Origin of the sequence: Citrobacter sp. Cb041, from assembly GCF_030336655.1 — a bacterium.
In the GTDB taxonomy this organism is placed as follows: Bacteria; Pseudomonadota; Gammaproteobacteria; order Enterobacterales; family Enterobacteriaceae; genus Citrobacter; species Citrobacter braakii.
In genome coordinates this window covers 467,986-490,045 of record NZ_JAOWDD010000040.1, presented here as the reverse complement: position 1 = coordinate 490,045, position 22,060 = coordinate 467,986, and the positions used below count along the sequence as shown (strand labels likewise).

Genomic DNA, 22,060 nt, shown 5'->3' with positions numbered 1-22,060 from the left:
GCCGGAGGGATTATGAGAAAAGTTATTGCAACCGAATGTGCGCCAGGGGCGATTGGGCCTTACGTACAGGGGGTGGATCTGGGCAGCATGGTGTTGACGTCAGGTCAAATCCCGGTGTGTCCACAGACCGGTGAAGTGGCAGAAAACGTGGCCGATCAGGCACGTCAAAGCCTGGAAAACGTGAAAGCGATCGTCGAGTCCGCAGGTTTGAAAGTGAGCGATATCGTGAAGACTACCGTTTTCGTATCCGACCTGAACGACTTCGCCACCATTAACCAGGTGTACCAGCAGTTCTTTGATGAGCATCAGGCTATCTACCCCACGCGCAGTTGCGTACAGGTCGCCCGCTTACCAAAGGATGTGAAGCTGGAGATTGAAGCCATCGCCGTACGTGGCGACACGCTGTAATCCCTTGCGGGGCGATCTCAGGATCGCCCCAATCCTTAATGAGTGTGAAACCTGGTCTTCACTGAACGGCAATCCGAGGGTGTGGATATGATTAGCGCATTCGATATTTTCAAGATTGGCATTGGACCTTCCAGCTCCCATACCGTGGGGCCAATGAACGCAGGTAAAAGCTTTATCGATCTGTTGGTCAGCAGCGGCGAACTCCCCAGAACCACGCATATTGTGGTCGATCTTTACGGATCGCTTTCCCTGACCGGGAAAGGTCATGCGACAGATGTCGCGATCATGATGGGGCTGGCCGGTAACAGTCCGCAAAACGTTAATATAGACTCAATCGCTGGTTTTACTCAGGAAGTGGCCCGTACCGGACGTTTGCCGGTTGCTGAGGGCATGCATGTTGTCGATTTCTCTCCAGATGAAAATATTCTCTTTCATACCGAAACGCTGCCACGCCATGAAAATGGCATGCGTATCACCGCGTGGAACGGCACCGAGAGGCTATTAAGCAAAACCTATTACTCCGTCGGCGGTGGTTTTATCATTGAAGAGGAGCAATTTGGGCAGGTGCATGATGTTGAAGCACACGTGCCCTACAATTTTCATTCCGCCAGCGAACTGCTGAAACTGTGCGAGCGCAATGGGCTGTCTGTTTCCGGCTTGATGATGCAAAACGAGCTGGCGATGCGCAGCAAAGAGGAAATCGATGCTGGCTTTGCCGCCATTTGGGACGTCATGCACGCCGGGATTGAGCGCGGCATGAACACCGAAGGCGTCCTGCCGGGGCCGCTTAACGTTCCACGTCGCGCCGTGGCATTACGTCGGTTGCTGGTTTCCAGCGATAATCTGTCCAGCGACCCGATGAACGTTATTGACTGGATCAACATGTTCGCGCTGGCCGTGAGCGAAGAAAACGCCGCCGGGTGCCGGGTTGTGACGGCGCCGACCAACGGTGCATGTGGGATTATTCCCGCCGTATTGGCCTATTACGACAAGTTCCGCCGTCCGGTGAATGCGAACTCCATTGCCCGCTATTTGCTGGCCGCGGGGGCGATAGGCGCGCTGTATAAGATGAACGCCTCTATTTCTGGTGCTGAGGTGGGCTGCCAGGGTGAGATTGGCGTAGCCTGTTCAATGGCGGCTGCCGGTCTGACAGAACTGCTGGGCGGTAGCCCGTCGCAGGTCTGTATCGCAGCGGAAATCGCCATGGAGCATAACCTGGGGCTGACCTGCGATCCGGTAGCCGGACAGGTGCAAATACCGTGCATTGAACGTAATGCGATCAACGCAGTAAAAGCCGTCAACGCCGCGCGCATGGCGCTACGTCGAACGTCAGAACCACGCGTTTCGCTCGATAAAGTGATCGAGACCATGTATGAAACGGGCAAAGATATGAACGACAAATACCGTGAAACCTCACGCGGTGGGCTGGCAATTAAAGTGGTTTGTACCTGAGGTGAAAAGCCGTGCCTGGTCAGCGAAGCGCTATCCGGCAATAAATTATTCAATATGGCATGATAAAAAAGGTGCACGTTAGCGCGCCTTTTTTGTTGTGATCTGCTTCAAATATAGAAATTCAATTCTTTATATTGAAATAAAAGAGAAAATATTTCTTAACTTTTAGAAATTACAGGGGTTTGTTTGTGAAGTTTTTCTCTGATCCTGCGCGTATGATTTCCTCATTACTCCAATAGCTCACCTGCACCGTAGTACTGCGTATCGCATTGAGGCAGTACGAAAAAAATATAAAAACCTCTACCTACACATTGAGCGGAAAATTATGGAAACGGCAACGAATAACAGCGTAATACTCGACGCATCTGCTCCGGCACGTCGGGCGGGAATGACCGAAAGTGAATGGCGCGAAGCCATTAAATTCGACAGCATGGACACCGGCTGGGTCATTATGAGTATCGGTATGGCAATTGGTGCGGGGATTGTTTTTCTTCCCGTCCAGGTGGGTTTGATGGGGCTGTGGGTGTTTTTGCTCTCCTCTATAATCGGCTACCCAGCCATGTATCTGTTCCAGCGTCTGTTTATTAATACGCTGGCTGAGTCCCCAGAGTGTAAAGACTACCCGAGCGTAATCAGCGGCTATCTGGGTAAGAACTGGGGCATCCTGTTAGGTGCGTTGTATTTTGTGATGCTGGTTATCTGGATGTTCGTCTATTCCACCGCCATCACCAACGATAGCGCCTCCTACCTGCATACTTTTGGTGTTACTGAAGGGTTACTGTCCGACAGCCCGTTCTATGGCCTGGTGCTGATTTGCATCCTGGTGGCTATCTCGTCCCGCGGGGAAAAACTGCTGTTTAAAATCTCCACCGGTATGGTACTGACCAAGCTGCTGGTGGTGGCGGCGCTTGGCGTGTCGATGGTTGGGATGTGGCATTTATATAACGTAGGTTCACTGCCGCCGATGGCGCTGTTGATCAAAAACGCGATTATCACGCTGCCGTTTACCCTGACCTCGATTCTGTTTATTCAGACCTTAAGCCCGATGGTTATCTCCTATCGTTCTCGCAATAAATCCATTGAAGTGGCACGCCATAAAGCCCTGCGAGCCATGAATATTGCGTTCGGTATTCTGTTTGTGACCGTCTTTTTCTACGCCGTTTCCTTCACGCTGGCGATGGGCCATGACGAAGCGGTTAAAGCTTATGAGCAGAACATTTCCGCTCTGGCGATTGCCGCGCAGTTTATCAGCGGCGCGGGTGCTGGCTGGGTGAAAATCGTCAGCGTTATTCTGAACATCTTTGCCGTAATGACCGCTTTCTTCGGCGTTTACTTAGGGTTCCGTGAAGCCACTCAAGGGATCGTGATGAACGTGCTGCGCCGCAAAATGCCAGCCGAGAAAATCAATGAGACCCTGGTTCAGCGCGGCATTATGGTTTTCGCTATCCTGCTGGCGTGGGGAGCCATTGTGCTCAATGCGCCGGTACTGAGCTTCACTTCTATTTGTAGCCCTATCTTCGGCATGGTGGGATGTCTGATCCCGGCCTGGTTGGTCTACAAAGTTCCTGCACTGCACAAATACAAAGGCGCTTCCCTGTATCTGATTATTGTCACGGGCCTGCTGCTGTGCGTTTCTCCGTTCCTGGCATTTTCCTGAGATATCTGAGCAAAGGTTGTTGTTATGTTTGAGACTACATTGAATCCATTATGGGATAGTTTTATCCGCGCGGTGCAGGAAGAAGTTAAGCCTGCGCTGGGCTGCACGGAACCTATCTCTCTGGCTCTGGCGGCAGCGGTCGCCTCCTCTGAGCTGGACGGCGCGGTTGAACGCATTGATGCGTGGGTCTCACCGAACCTGATGAAAAACGGCATGGGCGTTACCGTGCCGGGTACCGGAATGGTTGGGCTGCCTGTCGCGGCGGCACTGGGTGCGCTGGGGGGAAATGCCCACGCCGGTTTAGAGGTACTGAAAGACGCCTCGCCTCAAGCGATTGCCGATGCGAAAGCGATGCTTACCGCCGGGAAGGTCGCGGTGATGCTGCAGGAGCCATGCGAGGACATTCTCTTCTCCCGTGCGAAGGTTTATAGCGCTGAGGGATGGGCGTGCGTGACGATTGTTGGTGGTCATACCAACATTGTGCACATTGAGACCAATAAGGGCGTGGTGTTCACGACAGAACAGAACGCTCAGGAAGAGGAGCAGGAGTCACCGCTGGCGGTATTGTCCCACACGTCGCTGGAAGAGATTCTGGCGTTCGTGAACGCGGTACCGTTTGAGTCAATCCGCTTTATTCTCGATGCGGCGAAACTGAACGGTGCGCTGTCCCAGGAAGGGCTGCGCGGTAACTGGGGCTTGCACATCGGAACCACGCTTGAGAAGCAGTGCGCGCGTGGCCTGCTGGCGAACGATCTCTCCACCTCTATTCTGATCCGCACCAGTGCGGCATCGGATGCGCGAATGGGCGGGGCGACGCTTCCGGCAATGAGCAACTCGGGCTCTGGAAATCAGGGGATTACCGCGACCGTTCCGGTAATGGTGGTGGCTGAGCACTTTGGTGCGGATGAAGAGAAACTGGCGCGTGCGCTGATGTTGTCTCACCTGAGCGCTATCTACATCCATCATCAGCTTCCGCGTTTGTCTGCACTGTGTGCGGCAACCACGGCGGCGATGGGCGCCGCGGCGGGGATGGCGTGGATTGTTGATGGTCGCTACAACACTATCGCGATGGCAATCAGCAGCATGATTGGCGACGTGAGCGGAATGATTTGCGATGGCGCCTCAAACAGCTGCGCGATGAAAGTTTCAACCAGCGCATCTGCGGCGTGGAAAGCGGTGCTGATGGCGCTGGATGACACCGCAGTGACCGGCAATGAAGGGATTGTGGCGCACAACGTGGAGCAATCGATCACGAACCTGTGTGCGCTGGCGTGTCGCTCGATGCAGGAAACCGACAAGCAGATCATTGAGATCATGGCCAGTAAGGCACATTAATCTGCAGGCCGGGTAAGGCGGAATCGCCCCCGGCATAACTCTAAGCCGCCTTTTCAGGCGGCTTCTTCGTCTTCCAGCCGTAGCTCGGCATCCGCCACAATCGCTTCCAGCTCTGTCAGCATTTCTTCATAGCCGAAGGTCACAGTATCCTGTTTTTTCGGCTCAACCTGCGGCTGGCGTTTTTTTGATGATTTCTTGCTCAATAGTCGTACTCCATTGTTTTCCCTGACTATACGGGCAAATCTATCAGCAAAGCGCGCAGCGCGGTATCGGCGACTAACGTTATGTTAGTTTCGTCACGAATAAATGCGCCATCGCCGCAGGTGAGCGCTTCCTTTTCGGCGCCAGATGTCACCGCATGGAATCTGCCGTGGATCGACTGTAAGTAAGCCCGCGGCCCATGTAACTGAAAACTCAGCGATTCACCTTGTTGCAGTTCAACGTGGTGCACCCATACCTGTTGACGCAGATGCAGGCTGCCTTGTTCTCCATCCGGCGAGGCGAGCAACTGATGCTTACCGGCACTCAGCGTGGCTTTCTGTACGCAGGCGTTTTCGCGCTGCGGGCAGGCATCCAGCCAGAGCTGCATTCGGGTTAACGGTTTATCTTTGCTGATATTGTGTTCGCTGTAGCTAATTCCCGGCTGTGTGGCGAGCAGTAAAACTTCTCCTGCCTTGGCCTGGATATGGTTCCCTTCACTGTCGCGATACTCCGCTTCCCCTTCGAGGATCAGATTGACGATATCCACCTTCGGATAGGTACGTGGCTGGAAAGAGGCTCCCGGTGCCAGAACTTCCTGGTTCAGAACACGCAGCGAGGCATAACCCAGCAGTTTAGGATCAAAATAGTGTCCAAAGGAGAAGGTATAACGGGCCTGCAGCCAGCCGTAGTCTGCTTGCCCGCATTGTTTGGCTGTACGGGTAGTAATCATAGTTCTTGACCTCTCTTTACTTCCTTTTATGTTAAATGGCTAGACGCTGCATTGTTAGCCAGATATTCTGCCCGGTATGTTCAAATTTCCTGAATGAGAACGAGATGGCCAAAGAAAGGGCTTTAACGCTTGAGGCGTTACGCGTCATGGACGCAATAGACCGGCGTGGCAGCTTTGCCGCCGCGGCGGACGAACTGGGGCGCGTTCCTTCCGCGCTCAGCTATACCATGCAGAAGCTGGAGGAAGAGCTGGACGTCGTGCTGTTCGACCGTTCAGGTCATCGCACAAAATTCACCAACGTCGGGCGTATGCTGCTGGAACGTGGGCGTGTACTGTTGGAAGCTGCGGATAAGCTGACCACCGATGCCGAAGCGCTGGCTCGCGGTTGGGAAACGCATCTGACCATCGTCACCGAAGCGCTGGTGCCGACGGCGGCGTTTTTCCCGCTGATCGACAGACTTGCCGGGAAGGCCAATACCCAGCTTTCCGTTATTACCGAAGTTCTGGCCGGGGCGTGGGAGCGTCTGGAGCAGGGGCGGGCGGATATCGTGATTGCGCCGGATATGCATTTTCGCTCATCTTCGGAAATCAACTCGCGCAAGCTGTACTCGCTGATGAACGTATATGTGGCGGCCCCGGATCATCCAATTCATCAGGAGCCGGAACCGTTATCGGAAGTCACCCGCGTGAAGTACCGCGGAATCGCGGTGGCGGACACGGCCCGCGAACGTCCGGTGCTGACGGTTCAACTGCTGGATAAACAGCCGCGTCTGACGGTGAGTTCGATAGAAGATAAACGCCAGGCGCTGTTGGCCGGTCTTGGCGTGGCGACGATGCCATACCCGCTGGTGGAAGAGGACATTGCGGCGGGTCGGTTGCGTGTGGTTAGCCCGGAATCGACAAGCGAAATTGATATTATTATGGCCTGGCGTCGAGACAGCATGGGCGAAGCGAAATCCTGGTGTTTGCGGGAAATTCCCAAGCTGTTTGCGGGTAAATAGCAGGGCTGTTACGCCGGATGCGGTGCAAATGCACCTTATCCGGCCGACAAGATGGTGTATTACATCAGGACAGTTTTTTCGGGTCAGCACCGAAGCGGTTGCTCCCCTGAGTCCCATTTTGACAGTTGAAAATGATGATTACCAACCAGCCTACGATCGGGATCAGCAGCACCAGTAGCCACCAGGCCGAACGGTCGGTGTCATGTAAACGCCGGAACTGCACCGCCCACCACGGGATAAAGACCAGAACCCCATAAATCGTCGTTAATATGCCTTCCCCTCCGGCGCGTTCCCAGCCAAGCATTCTGTCCAGAATGCCCAGCACGAACGTAAAGATGATGTTGACCAGCACAAACATCCAGTATTCTTTACGACGCGCGCGGCCCCCAAAACCAAAGTAGTTCTTTAATACGTTTAAATACCAATCCATTTTTGCCTCGTTCTGTATTCAATTACTTGTTTTTAAAGCAATCAAATTAAGAATAGCTGTGAATGGAATGCTGGTAAATATTTGCAGTATTAATTATTTGGCCCCCAAAGGGGACCCGTGTAAATCAGGCAAAACGGTCATCACGCCCGTGGGGCTCGTTGAGGTCCTGCCATGGTCCGACAGAAATAATGCCGGTCGGGTTAATGGTTTTGTGGCTACGGAAGTAGTGATTGCGGATGTGATCGAAATTAACGGTCTCCGCAATGCCTGGCATCTGGTAGATATCGCGCAGGAAACCGTACAGGTTCAGATAGTCGCTAATCCGGTGTTTGTCGCACTTGAAGTGCGTCACATACACAGGATCAAAGCGCACCAGCGTGGTCCACAGGCGAATATCGGCCTCTGTTAACTGGTCCCCGGTCAGGTAGCGATGTTGCCCAAGGATCTGCTCCAGTCGCGCCAGAGATTGAAAGACTTTTTCTACGGCGTCGTCGTAGGCTTCCTGACTGGTGGCAAATCCGGCTTTATACACGCCGTTATTGACGTTGTCATAAATCCAGCCGTTCAGCTCGTCGATTTTAGTTTGCAGAGCGGGTGGATAGTAATCCCCGGCTTTCGCGCCCAGCGCATCAAACGCAGTGTTAAACATACGGATGATATCTGCAGATTCGTTGCTGACAATGGTGTGGTTCTTTTTGTCCCACAGCACCGGAACGGTCACCCGACCGCTGTAGTGCGGATCGGCGTGTAAATAGAGTTGATAAAGAAATTCGTGCTGATACAGGGTATCGCCGGTTGCCGCCGGGAAGTTATCATCAAAGGTCCAGCCGTTTTCCAGCATCAGCGGATGCACAACGGAAACGGAAATAAACGGTTCCAGCCCTTTGAGTTTACGCAAGATCAGCGTGCGATGCGCCCACGGACAGGCCAGAGAAACGTAGAGATGATAGCGGTCTTTTTCGGCGGCGAAACCCCCTTCGCCCGTTGGACCGGGTGCGCTATCCGCAGTGAGCCAGTTACGGAAAGCTGATGCAGAGCGTTGAAATTTTCCCCCGGTTGATTTGGTGTCATACCAGGTGTCATGCCATACGCCGTCAATGAGTTGTCCCATGATTTTCGCCTCCTCAGATAGCAAAAGCGAGGAGATGTCTCCTCGCTTTTTGATGCGTTTAGTATAGCTCGCTTACCATTTTTTATTCAGTACACGGTCGATGCTGAATGCGCCCGGACCGGTGATAGCCAGCAGCAGGAAGCCGCCTGCGATGGTCAGGTTTTTCATAAACATCAGAGAGTTCACACCTTCCGCAAAGTTGCTGTGGAAGAGGAACGCCGTCAGCAGCGTGAAGCCCGCGGTGAACAGCGCAGTAGTACGGGTCAGGAAACCAAACAGGATGGCCAGACCGCCGCCAAACTCAAGCAGGATAACCAGCGGTAACATAAATCCTGGGACGCCCATGGCTTCCATGTACTGTTGGGTACCCGCATATCCGGTGATTTTTCCCCAACCTGCGGTAATAAACAGGATTGGCATCAGAATGCGCGCTACCAGTACACCAACATCTTCTAATTTCTTCATCATACTCTCCAGGAAACCACTCAGGCGGCTTATTGTGTTTTTTTGTGCAACGACGTCGCAGAGTGCGTCGTTGCTGTCGATGGAGAGAATCATAAACGCGGCTAATGACAATTGTTAGCAAGGAAAACTGTCAGAAATTTTCAAAAAATTTGAGGTTAGGGGGAGAAGAGGTGATTAGCCGCGCAGTTGCTGTTGTCTGATGGTCGATTTAACCAGACGCCAGATGCTCCACACGCTAAAGCCGCGTTTAGCCCAGCGTACCAGCAGATTCGGGTTACGGATGGTGCGAACCGCCATAATACTGCTTCCGACCAACACCCAGCCACGCAGGTTCAGCAGCGTCTTCCAGCCACGATCGTAAACTTCGGTGGCTTCAAGCCAGTCGCGGCGAGTGGCAGACAGATCCAGCCTTTGCTGCTGGATCTGTCCAAGCAGTTGCGCCTTACGTTGTTGACGTTCGACTTTACTGCTCATTATGCATCATCCTCCAGGGCCTGCCTGTCGTTAGCGAGTTCATTGCGTGTATGGCGTAGCAGCGTTGTTTTACGCGCTTTACTCAGCGTCCATAGCCCGCCGATAAGCGCTAAAAGCAACAGCACAACGGTGGTGGCAATCATGGCGTTCAGGCGATACTGCGGGTCTATGGCCCAGATGATAAGCACCATCAGGCTCATCAGACCAAACGCCGCGAACAGCATGGTCAGCCCAAGCATCAGCAGGATCTGGATGAGATTGGCTTTTTCCTCTTCCAGCTCAACGACGGCCAGCCGCAGCCGCGTCTCTACGATCTCAACGAGAATCGTCAGGATCCGCTGTCCAATACCCAGTACGCCTTTGCCTGGACCTTGTGCGTGTTGAGAGTCTGCCATTATTAACGGCGCGACAGCAGTACACCAAGTACCACACCGACTGCAGCGCCAATGCCGACGCCTGTCCATGGGTTTTCGCGTACGTAGTTATCGGCTTTTGCCGCGGCCTCACGGGTCTGTTTAGCAATCACATCGCTGGTTTCGCTCAGACGATGGCGGCTCTCGCGTAACGCATGTTCGGCTTTACTGCGAATTTTACTCATCTCTTCCTTCGACTTATCGCCAGAGGAGCTAAGTACTTCTTCAAGCGTATCCGCAAGAGATTTCAGCTCAGCGCGCAGGTTTTCCGTAGCATTATCTTTCGACATAGTTTTCTCCAGTTGAGTGACTAGTTACCGTACTTAGTAATCGCGTGTCTCGAGTTCTTTCAGCTCTTGCTGAGCTTCAGCAAGCTTATGTTCGCGCTTGGCTATCTTATCCGCATCGCCTTTTTGCTTCGCCTCGGCCAAATCACGTTGACGCTCGGCTATCTCATTTTTCTGCTCGGCGATTTTTTTCTGATGGTCGGCGCGCAGTTTGCTGTCAGTACAATTTGCCCGAACTTCGCTCAGCGCTTTGTTCAGACCATTGATGCGGTTTTGATTGTTGTGCTTTTCGGCATAGCTTATCTCCCGCTGAATATCCTGTTCTTTTTCCTGACAGAGGGTGGAGGCGTAACTGCCGGCACTGAGAGCGAAAAGACTAATTGCTAAAGCGATGCGGTATTTCATTCTTGAACCTTCCATTGTGATTCGACCTTGTGGTTTTGGCCGATGCTCCAGAATAATAAAGCAATGGGTCATAAACCCAGTTTATTAATCATAGGCGCTAAATGATGAAATCACCAAAGTGAGTGATCTAATTCAGATTCCTGGAGATTAACCAAAACGGTGCGGGGTATCACGTAAGCGGGATAACCACTGTACCGCCTGATTATCATCATCCTGCTGAGCAATAACGAAACCGCGCGGTAACGTTCGGTCCAGCACGACCTTTGCGGCTGCGCTTTGCGCGCTGGAATCAAAGGTGATCAGCAGCGCGTCATTTTGCGGAGTAATGCTTTTAAAGCGAATGCCGTTGGCGTCCAGGTGATGCCAGATAGAGAAGCCATCAGGCATGGTGGCTCCCTGGTTTACAGCACGAATGGCAAGCGTTGACTCCTGCTGGCGGATGACCGACCAGGTCAGGAGCAGCGCGCCGATAAACAGCATAAAAGTAGTCGTCCAGGCCAGTCGTCGGAGTGTTATGCATGATTTCAGCATAATTTACCCTCGGTTCCCGTATTTCTTTTTCCAAAGCACAACCAGTGAACCTGCCAGACCAAACACCAGTAACACCACGGGAAGCAGCATCAGACAAGACATCAGCTGATCTTCATATTTGAGAAACACTGGCGTTTTGCCCAGCAGATAGCCAAGCGTTGTGAGAATCAGAACCCAAAGCAGTCCGCTCATCCAGTTAAAGAACTGAAAGCGCGCATTGTTCAGACCGGACAATCCTGCGATGGTCGGCAGTAATGTTCTGACAAACGCGATAAAGCGACCGACCAGCAGGGCAGACAAGCCATGCTTATGGAACAGATGATGTGCGCGCTGATGGTAGTGCGCGGGTAGATGAGACAGCCAGTTTTGAACGGTGCGGGTATTTCCCAGCCATCTCCCCTGGATATAGCTGAGCCAGCAACCCAGGCTGGCCGCGGTGGTGAGCAGCAGTACCGTTTGCGGAAAACCCATCGCGCCTTTAGCGATAAGTACGCCGACCAGTACCAGTAGACTGTCGCCAGGTAAAAAGGCTGCTGGCAGCAGTCCGTTTTCCAGAAACAAAATGGTAAACAGTACGAAATAGAGCATGCCAATCATGGAGGGATTGGCCAGCGTTTCAAAATCCTGAGCCCATAAAGCATTCAGTAATTGAGTCAGTAGTTCCATTCAATATTCCTGGAGAATCGGTTGTCGTCATGCCGGTATTCTGGAGTTTGTAACGCCGCAATTTTATTGGTGTTTTTTACATGGATCGCGGTCTGACACAAATTCACGGCCTGAACTATTCCCTGTAAAGTTGTGAAGTAAGCAAGCTCTCAAACACAAAAATTCAAATAACAACTAATTGTAACAAAGGTCAACGTAGTCCGTTATAGAAATTACGGGTGTTGCACTGTGATTTTGCTTATCGCAATGGAGGGAGGCGAGAGGATTTACACAGGCTGACACTTTATACCTAATGCTTACCAAGCGTCAGAAACAGGCGCTTTGTCGCGCCTGCATCGTTAAGATTGTTTATTTTGCGCCGTTAGCTGCCGTATCGAGATGAACGACGGGATTATCGGTAAAAAGATAACGGTCTGCGTTGAATTCAAAATCATCGCTGGTTTCGTTAAACAGCATCTGCTTTGTGTTCTCAAGATGCTGCCACATCGCCAGTTTGGCGGCGTGTGGATCTTTGCGAATCAGCGCCCGCAGGATCTGGTCATGGTCGTCGCACCAGTTATCTATCGTGCGCAGGTCGATGTGGTCGTGCAGCTTCTTCCAGTAGGGGTTGTGAATACGCTGAGTCCACATTTTTTCAACAATCGCGGCCAGGGCAGAGTTCTGTGTTGCCAGCGCGACCTGCACATGGAACAGGAGATCCCACTCGGAGTCACGAAAGCTTTTTTCGTTACGCGACTTCTCCTGAATTTCCATCAGTTTCATGATGTCCTGTTTGGTCACCTGGGTGGCGGCAAACTCAGCAATGTTGCTTTCTATGAGCTGGCGAGCCTGGAGCAGCTCAAACGGACCGTAGCTGGCGAATTCCAGACTTTCATCTGGCGCGACATAGTGTTTGGGTTGGTTTGAAATGACGTGGATCCCCGATCCTTTACGCACTTCAACATAGCCCTCAACCTCGAGCATGATAATCGCTTCACGAACCACGGTGCGGCTGACATTTTTTTCATCGGCGATAAAGCGCTCGGCGGGGAGTTTGTCACCCACCAGGTAGACACCCTGCTCAATGCGTTCTTTCAGATCAGCGGCAAGTTGTTGGTACAAACGTCGTGGTTCGGTGATTTCCATATGCGCTACAGGCATGATACGGCAGACTCTATTTGTTATACCACTTTTGCGATTACGGCTCCACTCGCGGCGATAAAAAAGCCGCCAGATGACTGGCGGCTTAGCATTACATAACCTTGTTAAATCGTGTCTGGTTAACTTTGCGCAGCGGGATCGCCAGTTTGCGAAGCTGACTCTACCTCGCTGGCCGATTTGTTCTGCAATACTGTCCAGATGACTAACGCGCCGAGCAGGTCGAATACCGCCAGTACGGCGAACAGCGGGCTGAAGCCGATGGTGTCAGCCAGCGCGCCAACGACCAGCGCAAACAGCGTACTTGCAAGCCATGCGGACATACCGGTCAGACCGTTCGCGGTTGCCACTTCATTACGACCAAATACGTCAGAAGAGAGCGTGATCAGCGCACCGGACAGCGCCTGGTGAGCAAAGCCGCCGACGCACAGCAGGGCGATAGCAATGTACGGGCTGGTGAACAGACCGATCATCCCTGGGCCAATCATCAGCAATGCGCCCATGGTGACGACCATTTTACGGGAAACGATCAGGTTAACGCCGAACCAGCGCTGGAACAGCGGCGGTAAGTAACCCCCTACGATACAACCCAGGTCAGCAAACAGCATCGGCATCCAGGCAAACATCGCAATCTCTTTCAGGTTAAAGCCGTAGACTTTAAACATGAACAGCGGGATCCAGGCGTTGAAGGTACCCCAGGCCGGCTCTGCCAGGAAACGCGGCAGCGCGATGCCCCAGAACTGGCGGTTACGCAGGATCTGACCGAGAGACATTTTCTTGGCGGTGCTGTTTTTATGCTGTGATTCCTGACCATTCAGAATGTAATCACGTTCTTCATCAGACAGTTTTTTCTGATCGCGTGGGTGTTTGTAAAATACCAACCAGCACATGGCCCAGATGAAGCTCAGGGCACCGGAAATAATGAATGCCATCTGCCAGCTGTGCATGACGATAGCCCAGACGACCAGCGGCGGAGCAATCATCGCGCCGATAGAGGAACCGACGTTAAAATAACCCACGGCGATTGAACGTTCTTTTGCCGGGAACCATTCAGAACTGGCTTTCAGGCCCGCAGGGATCATCGCAGCTTCAGCGGCACCGACTGCGCCTCGCGCCAGCGCCAGTCCACCCCAGCTACCAGCCAGTGCGGTCGCGCCACAGAAGACGGCCCACAGAACGGCGAACATCGCGTAACCAATTTTTGTGCCGAGCACATCGAGCACATAGCCGGCAACGGGTTGCATTACGGTGTAAGCAGCAGAATACGCTGCGATGATATAGGAATACTGTTGGGTGGAGATGTGTAACTCTTCCATCAGAGTTGGCGCAGCTGCCGCCACAGTGTTACGTGTCAGATAACCCAGCACGGTGCCAAGCGTCACCAGTGCGATCATGTACCAACGTAACCCTTTAATTTTACGCATGTAAAACCTCATCGTTTTGTTATGTCCGCGAACGAGCGGTCATCTTCCAGTTCAGGGAGGAGGATGTTCTTTTACGAGGGGGTAACCGAAAAAAAGCCGGTACTCCCCGAACTCTGCCATGTCAATATTTGTGCTAATTCGGTTTCCGTACCGGTTAATCCGATGGTGATACATCGGTAATTTGCATTCCGTCGGCTTATGTATCGCGACGGCAAAAAGATAACTTGTCATACAGCTTTAAAAGGTGAGTGCCATCACAAAAGTGTGAATCTTCGTGTGGTCATTATTTCGATTCAGCAAAGCCAGTGCTGGTGCGGCTTGGCGCGTGGTTTACCTCTTTGAGAGTAATTTTTTTGTCGCCATTTGTTGATCTAACTCACGAAAATATCTTCAGTGTATGGAAATTGGTGTGATAACTTTGTCAACATCAAAACATAAGCAATCTGACGCACTCGCTGAGAGGAAGACGATAATGACCCCGTTTATGACTGAAGATTTCCTGTTGGACACCGAATTTGCCCGCCGTCTGTATCATGATTACGCCAAAGACCAGCCAATCTTCGACTACCACTGCCATTTGCCACCGCAACAAATCGCGGAAAACTACCGTTTTAATAACCTGTATGACATCTGGCTGAAGGGTGACCACTACAAGTGGCGTGCGATGCGTACTAACGGCGTCGCTGAGCGCCTGTGTACCGGCGATGCGTCCGATCGCGAGAAGTTTGACGCCTGGGCCGCCACGGTTCCACACACAATCGGTAACCCGCTGTACCATTGGACCCACCTCGAATTACGTCGCCCGTTTGGTATTACAGGTAAGCTGCTGTCTCCGGCAACGGCTGACGAAATCTGGAACCAGTGCAACGAACTGCTGGCGCAGGACAAATTCTCCGCGCGCGGCATCATGCAGCAGATGAATGTGAAAATGGTTGGTACTACCGATGACCCGATCGACTCTCTGGAGCATCACGCGGCCGTTGCTAAAGACGGAAGCTTTGATGTGAAAGTGCTGCCGAGCTGGCGTCCGGATAAAGCCTTTAACATTGAGCAGGCGACCTTTAACGACTATACGGCGAAGCTCGGTGAGGTGTCTGACACGGATATCCGCCGCTTCAGCGACCTGCAAGCTGCACTGACCAAACGTCTGGATCACTTTGCGGCTCACGGCTGTAAAGTCTCTGACCACGCGCTGGACGTGGTGCTGTTTGCTGAATCTAACGAATCTGAACTGGATAGCATTCTGGCACGCCGCCTGGCGGGTGAAACGCTGAGCGAGCATGAAGTTGCCCAGTTTAAAACCGCGGTGCTGGTGTTCCTCGGTGCGGAATACGCGCGTCGTGAATGGGTACAGCAGTACCATATCGGCGCACTGCGTAATAACAACCTGCGTCAGTTCAAACTGTTGGGCGCGGATGTCGGCTTCGACTCCATCAACGATCGCCCGATGGCCGAAGAGCTGTCCAAACTGCTGAGCAAGCAGAACGAACAGAACCTGCTGCCGAAAACCATTCTCTACTGCCTGAACCCGCGCGATAACGAAGTGCTGGGCACCATGATCGGCAACTTCCAGGGCGAAGGTATGCCGGGCAAGATGCAGTTCGGTTCCGGCTGGTGGTTCAACGATCAGAAAGACGGTATGGAACGTCAGATGACGCAGCTGGCCCAGCTCGGTCTGCTGAGCCGTTTCGTCGGCATGCTGACCGATAGCCGTAGCTTCCTGTCATACACGCGCCATGAATACTTCCGTCGCATCCTGTGCCAGATGATTGGCCGTTGGGTTGCTGCAGGTGAAGCGCCGGCAGATATCCAGCTGTTGGGTGAAATGGTCAGAAATATTTGCTTCAACAATGCGCGTGATTATTTCGCCATTGAACTGAACTAAGGCCTGGGTGAAGGTATGCAATACATCAAGATCCATACGCTGGATAACGTCGCGGTAGCGCTCGCTGATTTGGCTGAAGGAACCGAAGTCACCGTTGATGGGCAAGCGGTAATCCTGCGCCAAGCGGTTTCTCGTGGCCATAAATTCGCTTTATGCGATATTGCGCAAGGCGAAAACGTCATTAAATACGGTTTGCCAATCGGTCATACGTTGGTGGACGTGGCGGCGGGTGAGCATATTCATGCTCACAACACGCGCACGAATCTGAGCGACCTGGACACGTATAGCTACCACCCTGATTTTCAGGCAGAGCTTGTTCAACCCGCCGATCGCGACGTACAGATCTACCGTCGCGCCAACGGCGAGGTCGGCGTGCGCAACGAACTGTGGATCCTGCCGACGGTCGGCTGCGTCAACGCTATGGCGCGTCAGATGCAGACCCGCTTTCTGAAAGAGACCAACGACGCCGAGGGTATCGACGGCGTGCATCTTTTCAGTCACACCTACGGCTGTTCACAGCTGGGTGACGACCACATCAACACCCGTACCATGCTGCAAAATATGGTGCGCCACCCGAATGCGGGTGCGGTGCTGGTGGTCGGCCTGGGCTGTGAAAACAACCAGGTTGATGCCTTCCGCGAAACCTTAGGCGAGTACGATCCTGAGCGTGTTCACTTTATGGTCTGCCAACATCAGGAAGACGAAGTGGAAGCGGGGATTGAACATCTCCATCAGTTGTACAACGTGATGCGTAACGATAAGCGTGAGCCGGGTAAGCTGGGCGAGCTGAAGTTTGGTCTGGAATGCGGCGGCTCTGACGGCCTGTCTGGTATTACCGCCAACCCGATGCTGGGGCGTTTTTCCGACTACGTGATTGCCAACGGCGGCACCACCGTGCTGACTGAAGTACCGGAAATGTTCGGTGCCGAGCAGCTGCTGATGGACCACTGCCGTGACGAAGAAACCTTCGGCAAGCTGGTGACCATGGTCAATGACTTTAAGCAGTACTTCATTGCTCACGACCAGCCGATTTACGAGAATCCATCGCCGGGCAACAAAGCGGGCGGGATCACCACGCTGGAAGATAAATCTCTGGGCTGCACGCAAAAAGCGGGCTCCAGCCAGGTGGTGGATGTACTGCGCTACGGCGAACGCCTGAAGACACACGGCCTGAACTTACTGAGCGCGCCGGGTAACGATGCGGTTGCTACCAGTGCCCTCGCGGGCGCGGGCTGTCATATGGTGCTGTTCAGCACCGGCCGCGGTACGCCGTACGGCGGTTTTGTGCCGACGGTGAAAATTGCGACCAACAGCGAGCTGGCGGCCAAGAAAAAACACTGGATCGATTTTGACGCCGGACAGCTGATCCACGGTAAAGCGATGCCTCAGCTGCTGAGCGAGTTTGTCGATACGATCGTTGAGTTCGCCAATGGCAAGCAAACCTGCAACGAGCGCAACGATTTCCGGGAACTGGCTATCTTTAAAAGCGGCGTAACATTGTAATTACCCTTCATCTTTCGCGTGACAGCCGCGTTGGCTGCGTCCATTCACCGCGGTCACTTACTCCAGTAAGCTCCCGGGGATGTCTGAACTTACCGCCTTGCGGTAGCACGAAATCTATTGGGTAATCGAAATGGAGTGGATTTTAAAAACGGCGTTTCATAATATGGAGCGCCGTTTGTTTTTGCGTTTCCTCACAAGGATCTTCCATGACCGCGTATTGGCTGGCCCAGGGCGTAGGTGTCATCGCCTTTTTGATCGGCATTACCACCTTTTTCAATCGAGATGAGCGCCGTTTCCGGCTGCAACTTGCCGTCTACAGCGCCACCATTGGCGTGCATTTTTTTCTGATGGGCGCCTGGCCTGCGGGAATGAGTGCAGAGCTAAACACCATCCGCACACTCGTCTCGATGCATACCCGCAAACTGTGGGTAATGACCGTTTTTATTATCCTCACCCTGGTTCTCGGGCTGGCGAAATTACAGCATGCGATGGAGCTGTTGCCGATTATTGGCACGCTGGCCAGCACCTGGGCGCTGTTTCGCTGCCAGGGGCTGACCGTGCGCTGCGTAATGTGGTGCGCAACCGCCTGTTGGGTTATCCATAATTTCTGGTTGGGATCGATTGGTGGGACGATGATCGAAGGTAGTTTTCTGGTGATGAACGGCCTGAACATTATTCGCTTCCGGCGGATGCAAAAACGCGGAATTGATCCATTCAAAATTGAAAAAAGCGTACAAGAAGAGAACCCCTCCGTCCGGTGACGGAGGGGCAGAGATTAGCCGCGCAGTGCGTTATTTGCCAGACGTTCGTCTTCAGCCTGGCAGGCCGCAGCGGTAAACAGGACGTCTGTAGAAGAGTTCAGCGCCGTTTCACAGGAATCCTGCAATACGCCGATGATAAAGCCAACGGCAACGACCTGCATGGCGATGTCATTCGGGATACCGAACATATTACATGCCAGTGGGATCAGCAGCAGAGAACCTCCCGCCACGCCCGATGCGCCGCAGGCACACAGCGAAGCCACCACGCTCAGTAACAGCGCCGTCGGTAAATCGACCGGAATACCCAACGTATTTACCGCCGCCAGCGTCAACACGGTAATGGTGATCGCCGCGCCAGCCATGTTGATGGTGGCTCCCAGCGGGATAGAAACCGAATAGGTATCACGATCCAGGTTCAGCTTCTCACACAGCGCCATATTCACCGGAATGTTTGCCGCGGAGCTACGGGTAAAGAAGGCGTACACGCCGCTTTCACGCAGACAGGCCAGCACTAACGGATATGGGTTGCGGCGAATTTTCCAGAATACCAGCAGCGGGTTGACCACCAACGCTACCAGCAGCATACAGCCTACCAGCACGGTCAGCAGCTGCGCGTAGCCCCAAAGCGTGGCGAAACCGGTGGTTGCCAGCGTGGAGGAGACCAGGCCGAAGATACCGATCGGCGCGAAACGAATCACAAGCTTCACCATAAAGGTAACAGCGTTGGACATATCGTTGACCAGATTTTTGGTCGTTTCATTACCGTGACGCAGCGCAAAGCCCAGACCGACGGCCCAAACCAGGATGCCGATGTAGTTGGCGTTAAGCAGTGCATCAATTGGGTTAGAAACCATGCTCATTAGCAGGCCACGCATCACTTCGATAATGCCGGACGGCGGTACGATATCGCTGGCGCTGCTGGAAAGATGCAGCGTTGATGGGAAGGCGAAGCTGAAGACAACGGCCGCTAACGCTGCGGAAAATGTTCCGAGCAGGTAGAGGAACAGGATTGGGCGGATATTGGTTTTTTGCCCGTGCTGGTGGTTGGCGATAGAAGCCATTACCAGCATCAGAACCAGAATTGGTGCGACGGCTTTTAACGCGCCGACGAACAGAGTACCCAGTAAACCAACGGCTTCTGCCGCAGGTTTTGACACCAGTGCCAGTAAAATCCCCAGAACCAAACCGATCAAAATTTGTTTAACCAGGCTCCCTTGCGCCAGGCGCGAGAATAGCCCCGATGAACGTTGCGTAGTCATGTAGTAATCCTTTCATTGTGTTGTTGCCCTGCCTTTGTGCGTTCTGTAGACGCATCTTTCAGGATGAGGCAAATGTTTGCATGGCTGAGTATAAGGAAAGAACAGGGTTCTGGAAGCGAAATATCCTGGATTTCGCGTTGAGATCATATTTTATAACTTTGAGTTAACATTATTTTGACATGATAAACAAAAAGCCCGACGCACGCAGTGTGCTGTCGGGCTTTTCAGCTAGCAGATGAAACTTACTGTATTTGTTGCTTTTTATCGTGCTGGTGGTTGACCCAGGCGTTCACAATCAGCGTCACAAACAGAATGCCAAATACCACGCCTAACGAGATAGCGATCGGGATATGGTAGAAATCGACGATCAGCATCTTAATACCGATAAACACCAGAATGACCGACAAACCGTACTTCAGCATGGAGAAGCGCTCTGCCACGCCCGCCAGCAGAAAGTACATTGCGCGCAGACCCAAAATAGCAAACAGGTTTGAGGTCAACACGATGAACGGGTCGGTAGTGACGGCAAAGATAGCCGGAATACTGTCGACGGCAAAAATGACGTCGCTCAGCTCAACCAGAATCAACACCAGCATCAGCGGCGTAACAAACAGCAGGCCGTTTTTACGCACGAAGAATTTTTCATCTTCGATGGTATCGGTCATGCGCAAATGACCGCGCAGCCAGCGTACTAACGGCCTGTCGCCAATACCGGAAGCATCTTCTTTCGCCAGCGCCATTTTTACGCCGGTAAACAGCAGGAATGCACCAAACACGTACAACAGCCACTCAAACTGGGTGATAAGCCAACTGCCAGCGAAGATCATGATCGTACGCAGAACAATGGCTCCCAGCACGCCATACACCAGTACCCGACGCTGCAACGCAGGCGGTACGGAGAAGTAGCTGAACAGCATCAACCAGACAAAGACGTTATCTACTGCCAGCGATTTTTCGATCAAATAGCCGGTAAGGAACGCCAGCGCCTGTGGGTCGGCAACGGCGCGGCCCTGGGTTTGTGCCAGGTACCACCAGAAGACGGCGTTAAACAGTAACGACAGCGTTACCCAAACGATTGACCAGGCCGCAGCCTGCTTCATCGACATCGTATGCGCGCCACGACGACCCTGCAACAGCAGGTCGATGGCCAGCATAATTACCACCACGACAGCGAAGCCACCCCATAACAACGGTGTGCCGACAGTATTCATTGTATTTCCCCATGCATAAAAAAAACGGCCAACGCCGAATGACGTTAGCCGCTGCTTTTTATGCATAGACCTTGCCATTCGGCAAGGTCTCACTTACAACAACAAAGGAATACGATGGCGTATTCCTTTGTTATCGCCCGGCGACCGGATGTGGTTTTTCACACATCGTAATGACGATCAACCGACAACGAAGTTACTCCCCTTTGCGGGTTACAAAATATTACAGGCCATGCATTCAGTCAATGGCCTGCAACATTCGTTTTACATACTTTTACGCAGTCAGCGATATTACCGCTTCGTCTGCCGGGAAAATCACGCCGGTCTGGCGGCGAATCTCTGTTTGCAGTTTGGCGGTGATACGGCTGACGGCCAGTGCGGGGTGATCCACTTCGCCGGATTCAACCAAATGAGCAAAAGCCTCTGCCTCATACAGCATAGTATTGATGTGCTGAGGCGTCGTCAGATCCTGGGTTTTCCCCCCGCGAGGAACGAAGCACACTTTCTGACACTCGGAGATATGCTCGATCACCAGCGATCCCTGCTCACCCTGAATTTCACTGGCTAACACCGAGTCGCTTACTTTTGAGTGCTGGAGTGTGACGCTGAAATCACCGTAATTCATCACCACCACGCCGTGGGCATCTACGCCGCTTTCCAGCAGACTGGCGCTGGCCTGAACGCTTTGCGGCTCACCCCACAGCGCAACCGCTGAGGCCAGGCAGTAAAAACCGATATCCATAATCGAGCCATTTGAGAACGCCGGATTAAACGTGTTCGGATTTTCACCGTCCAGATAGCGCTGGTAACGCGAGGAGTACTGGCAGTAATTAATAAACGCTTTCCTGATTCTTCCGACTTTGGGTAGAGATTGCTGCAACAGCAGGAAGTTAGGCAAGCTGGCGGTCTTAAACGCTTCAAACAGCACGACCTGATTTTCGCGCGCGCAGGCGATAGCGGCTTCGGCTTGCGCCTGGTTTGAGGCCAGCGGCTTTTCGCAAATAACATGCTTTTTGTGCCGCAAAAACAGCTCAGTCTGCGGGAAGTGCAGGGAGTTTGGACTGGCGATGTAGACGGCGTCGATCGCCTCGCTTTGCGCCATCGCTTCCAGTGAGGTAAACAGATGCTCGACGGGGTAATCATTGGCGAAGATCTGCGCCTGCTCGAGGCTACGGGAATAGACCGCGGTTAACTTATATTTGCCGGTTTCATGGGCGGCATCGACAAACTGGCGGGTGATCCAGTTTGTGCCAATTACTGCGAAACGTATCATAATGGCCTTCAGGCTGCGAAAAGGGATCCTTTCGTCAATTTAGC

Annotated in this window: 24 protein-coding genes; 8 read left to right on the top strand and 16 right to left on the bottom strand. The window is 52.9% G+C overall.

Translation table 11 applies throughout. The annotated features are described in order from the left end of the window. Positions 1-12: 12 nt before the first annotated feature. From OGV52_RS17770 to OGV52_RS17755, 4 genes are all read left to right on the top strand, one after another. A complete protein-coding gene (locus OGV52_RS17770) occupies positions 13-408 on the top strand; it encodes an enamine/imine deaminase (RefSeq protein ID WP_016157544.1) in 396 nt (131 codons plus the stop codon). An 87-nt stretch (positions 409-495) separates the two neighbouring features. Next, positions 496-1,860: an L-serine ammonia-lyase gene (gene tdcG, locus OGV52_RS17765; RefSeq protein WP_287108876.1), complete on the top strand. Its 1,365-nt coding sequence runs from the start codon at positions 496-498 to the stop codon at positions 1,858-1,860. Between the two features lie 325 nt (positions 1,861-2,185). Further along, on the top strand, positions 2,186-3,517 hold the full coding sequence (locus tag OGV52_RS17760; RefSeq protein WP_016157542.1) for an SLC5/6 family protein: 1,332 nt from the start codon (positions 2,186-2,188) through the stop codon (positions 3,515-3,517). A gap of 24 nt (positions 3,518-3,541) precedes the next feature. Next, positions 3,542-4,852 (top strand): L-cysteine desulfidase family protein, encoded by a 1,311-nt coding sequence (locus OGV52_RS17755; RefSeq protein ID WP_016154627.1) that lies wholly within the window; start codon positions 3,542-3,544, stop codon positions 4,850-4,852. Positions 4,853-4,905: 53 nt separating this feature from the next. On the opposite strand, the gene OGV52_RS17750 is transcribed toward OGV52_RS17755, so the two are convergent. Both OGV52_RS17750 and OGV52_RS17745 read right to left on the bottom strand, forming a co-directional pair. Continuing rightward, entirely contained in the window at positions 4,906-5,055 is a 150-nt protein-coding gene (locus OGV52_RS17750) for a protein YhaL (protein WP_016157540.1), read from the bottom strand. A gap of 26 nt (positions 5,056-5,081) precedes the next feature. Next, positions 5,082-5,783: a pirin family protein gene (locus OGV52_RS17745; RefSeq protein ID WP_016157539.1), complete on the bottom strand. Its 702-nt coding sequence runs from the start codon at positions 5,781-5,783 to the stop codon at positions 5,082-5,084. Between the two features lie 104 nt (positions 5,784-5,887). Here OGV52_RS17745 and yhaJ point away from each other — a divergent pair, with 104 nt between their 5' ends. Next, a complete protein-coding gene (yhaJ, locus tag OGV52_RS17740; RefSeq protein ID WP_016154624.1) occupies positions 5,888-6,784 on the top strand; it encodes a DNA-binding transcriptional regulator YhaJ in 897 nt (298 codons plus the stop codon). A 64-nt stretch (positions 6,785-6,848) separates the two neighbouring features. On the opposite strand, the gene OGV52_RS17735 is transcribed toward yhaJ, so the two are convergent. From OGV52_RS17735 to OGV52_RS17685, 11 genes are all read right to left on the bottom strand, one after another. After that, complete coding sequence (locus OGV52_RS17735; RefSeq protein WP_019077757.1) at positions 6,849-7,214, bottom strand: DUF805 domain-containing protein; 366 nt, start codon at positions 7,212-7,214, stop codon at positions 6,849-6,851. A gap of 124 nt (positions 7,215-7,338) precedes the next feature. Beyond that, positions 7,339-8,325, bottom strand: a complete 987-nt coding sequence (gene yqjG / locus OGV52_RS17730; RefSeq protein WP_200047070.1) for a glutathionyl-hydroquinone reductase YqjG — start codon at positions 8,323-8,325, stop codon at positions 7,339-7,341. Positions 8,326-8,397: 72 nt separating this feature from the next. Continuing rightward, a complete protein-coding gene (locus OGV52_RS17725; protein ID WP_003024847.1) occupies positions 8,398-8,790 on the bottom strand; it encodes a DoxX family protein in 393 nt (130 codons plus the stop codon). Between the two features lie 174 nt (positions 8,791-8,964). Then, positions 8,965-9,264, bottom strand: a complete 300-nt coding sequence (locus OGV52_RS17720) for a YqjK-like family protein (RefSeq protein ID WP_003024845.1) — start codon at positions 9,262-9,264, stop codon at positions 8,965-8,967. Beyond that, positions 9,264-9,659 (bottom strand): phage holin family protein, encoded by a 396-nt coding sequence (locus OGV52_RS17715; protein WP_016157537.1) that lies wholly within the window; start codon positions 9,657-9,659, stop codon positions 9,264-9,266. The genes OGV52_RS17720 and OGV52_RS17715 overlap by 1 nt, the downstream gene beginning before the upstream one ends. A 2-nt stretch (positions 9,660-9,661) precedes the next feature. Then, entirely contained in the window at positions 9,662-9,967 is a 306-nt protein-coding gene (locus OGV52_RS17710) for an ElaB/YgaM/YqjD family protein (protein WP_003024832.1), read from the bottom strand. A 33-nt stretch (positions 9,968-10,000) separates the two neighbouring features. Next, positions 10,001-10,369: a DUF1090 domain-containing protein gene (locus tag OGV52_RS17705; RefSeq protein WP_016154619.1), complete on the bottom strand. Its 369-nt coding sequence runs from the start codon at positions 10,367-10,369 to the stop codon at positions 10,001-10,003. 147 nt (positions 10,370-10,516) lie between these two features. Next, entirely contained in the window at positions 10,517-10,885 is a 369-nt protein-coding gene (gene mzrA, locus OGV52_RS17700; RefSeq protein WP_287108886.1) for an EnvZ/OmpR regulon moderator MzrA, read from the bottom strand. A gap of 18 nt (positions 10,886-10,903) precedes the next feature. Beyond that, positions 10,904-11,566 carry a DedA family general envelope maintenance protein YqjA gene (gene yqjA, locus OGV52_RS17695; RefSeq protein WP_003024820.1) on the bottom strand — a complete coding sequence of 221 codons (663 nt, stop codon included), beginning with the start codon at positions 11,564-11,566 and terminating at the stop codon, positions 10,904-10,906. Between the two features lie 348 nt (positions 11,567-11,914). Further along, positions 11,915-12,691 (bottom strand): transcriptional regulator ExuR, encoded by a 777-nt coding sequence (gene exuR, locus OGV52_RS17690; RefSeq protein ID WP_103767077.1) that lies wholly within the window; start codon positions 12,689-12,691, stop codon positions 11,915-11,917. 134 nt (positions 12,692-12,825) lie between these two features. Then, a complete protein-coding gene (locus tag OGV52_RS17685) occupies positions 12,826-14,127 on the bottom strand; it encodes an MFS transporter (RefSeq protein ID WP_016154616.1) in 1,302 nt (433 codons plus the stop codon). A 472-nt stretch (positions 14,128-14,599) separates the two neighbouring features. On the opposite strand from OGV52_RS17685, the gene uxaC reads away from it, so the two are divergent. From uxaC to OGV52_RS17670, 3 genes are all read left to right on the top strand, one after another. Further along, a complete protein-coding gene (uxaC, locus tag OGV52_RS17680; protein ID WP_287108867.1) occupies positions 14,600-16,012 on the top strand; it encodes a glucuronate isomerase in 1,413 nt (470 codons plus the stop codon). Positions 16,013-16,027: 15 nt separating this feature from the next. Next, the gene (locus tag OGV52_RS17675; protein ID WP_016154614.1) at positions 16,028-17,515 is read left to right on the top strand and encodes a UxaA family hydrolase; all 1,488 of its coding nucleotides are present in this window, start codon (positions 16,028-16,030) and stop codon (positions 17,513-17,515) included. A 206-nt stretch (positions 17,516-17,721) separates the two neighbouring features. After that, a complete protein-coding gene (locus OGV52_RS17670; protein WP_016154613.1) occupies positions 17,722-18,276 on the top strand; it encodes a YgjV family protein in 555 nt (184 codons plus the stop codon). A 14-nt stretch (positions 18,277-18,290) separates the two neighbouring features. On the opposite strand, the gene sstT is transcribed toward OGV52_RS17670, so the two are convergent. The 3 genes from sstT to OGV52_RS17655 all read right to left on the bottom strand — a co-directional run bounded on the left by sstT (position 18,291) and on the right by OGV52_RS17655 (position 22,016). Next, a complete protein-coding gene (gene sstT / locus OGV52_RS17665; protein ID WP_049283300.1) occupies positions 18,291-19,535 on the bottom strand; it encodes a serine/threonine transporter SstT in 1,245 nt (414 codons plus the stop codon). A gap of 242 nt (positions 19,536-19,777) precedes the next feature. After that, entirely contained in the window at positions 19,778-20,746 is a 969-nt protein-coding gene (locus tag OGV52_RS17660) for a TerC family protein (protein ID WP_016154611.1), read from the bottom strand. 271 nt (positions 20,747-21,017) lie between these two features. After that, the gene (locus OGV52_RS17655; protein WP_287108865.1) at positions 21,018-22,016 is read right to left on the bottom strand and encodes a Gfo/Idh/MocA family protein; all 999 of its coding nucleotides are present in this window, start codon (positions 22,014-22,016) and stop codon (positions 21,018-21,020) included. Between the last annotated feature and the right edge of the window lie 44 nt (positions 22,017-22,060).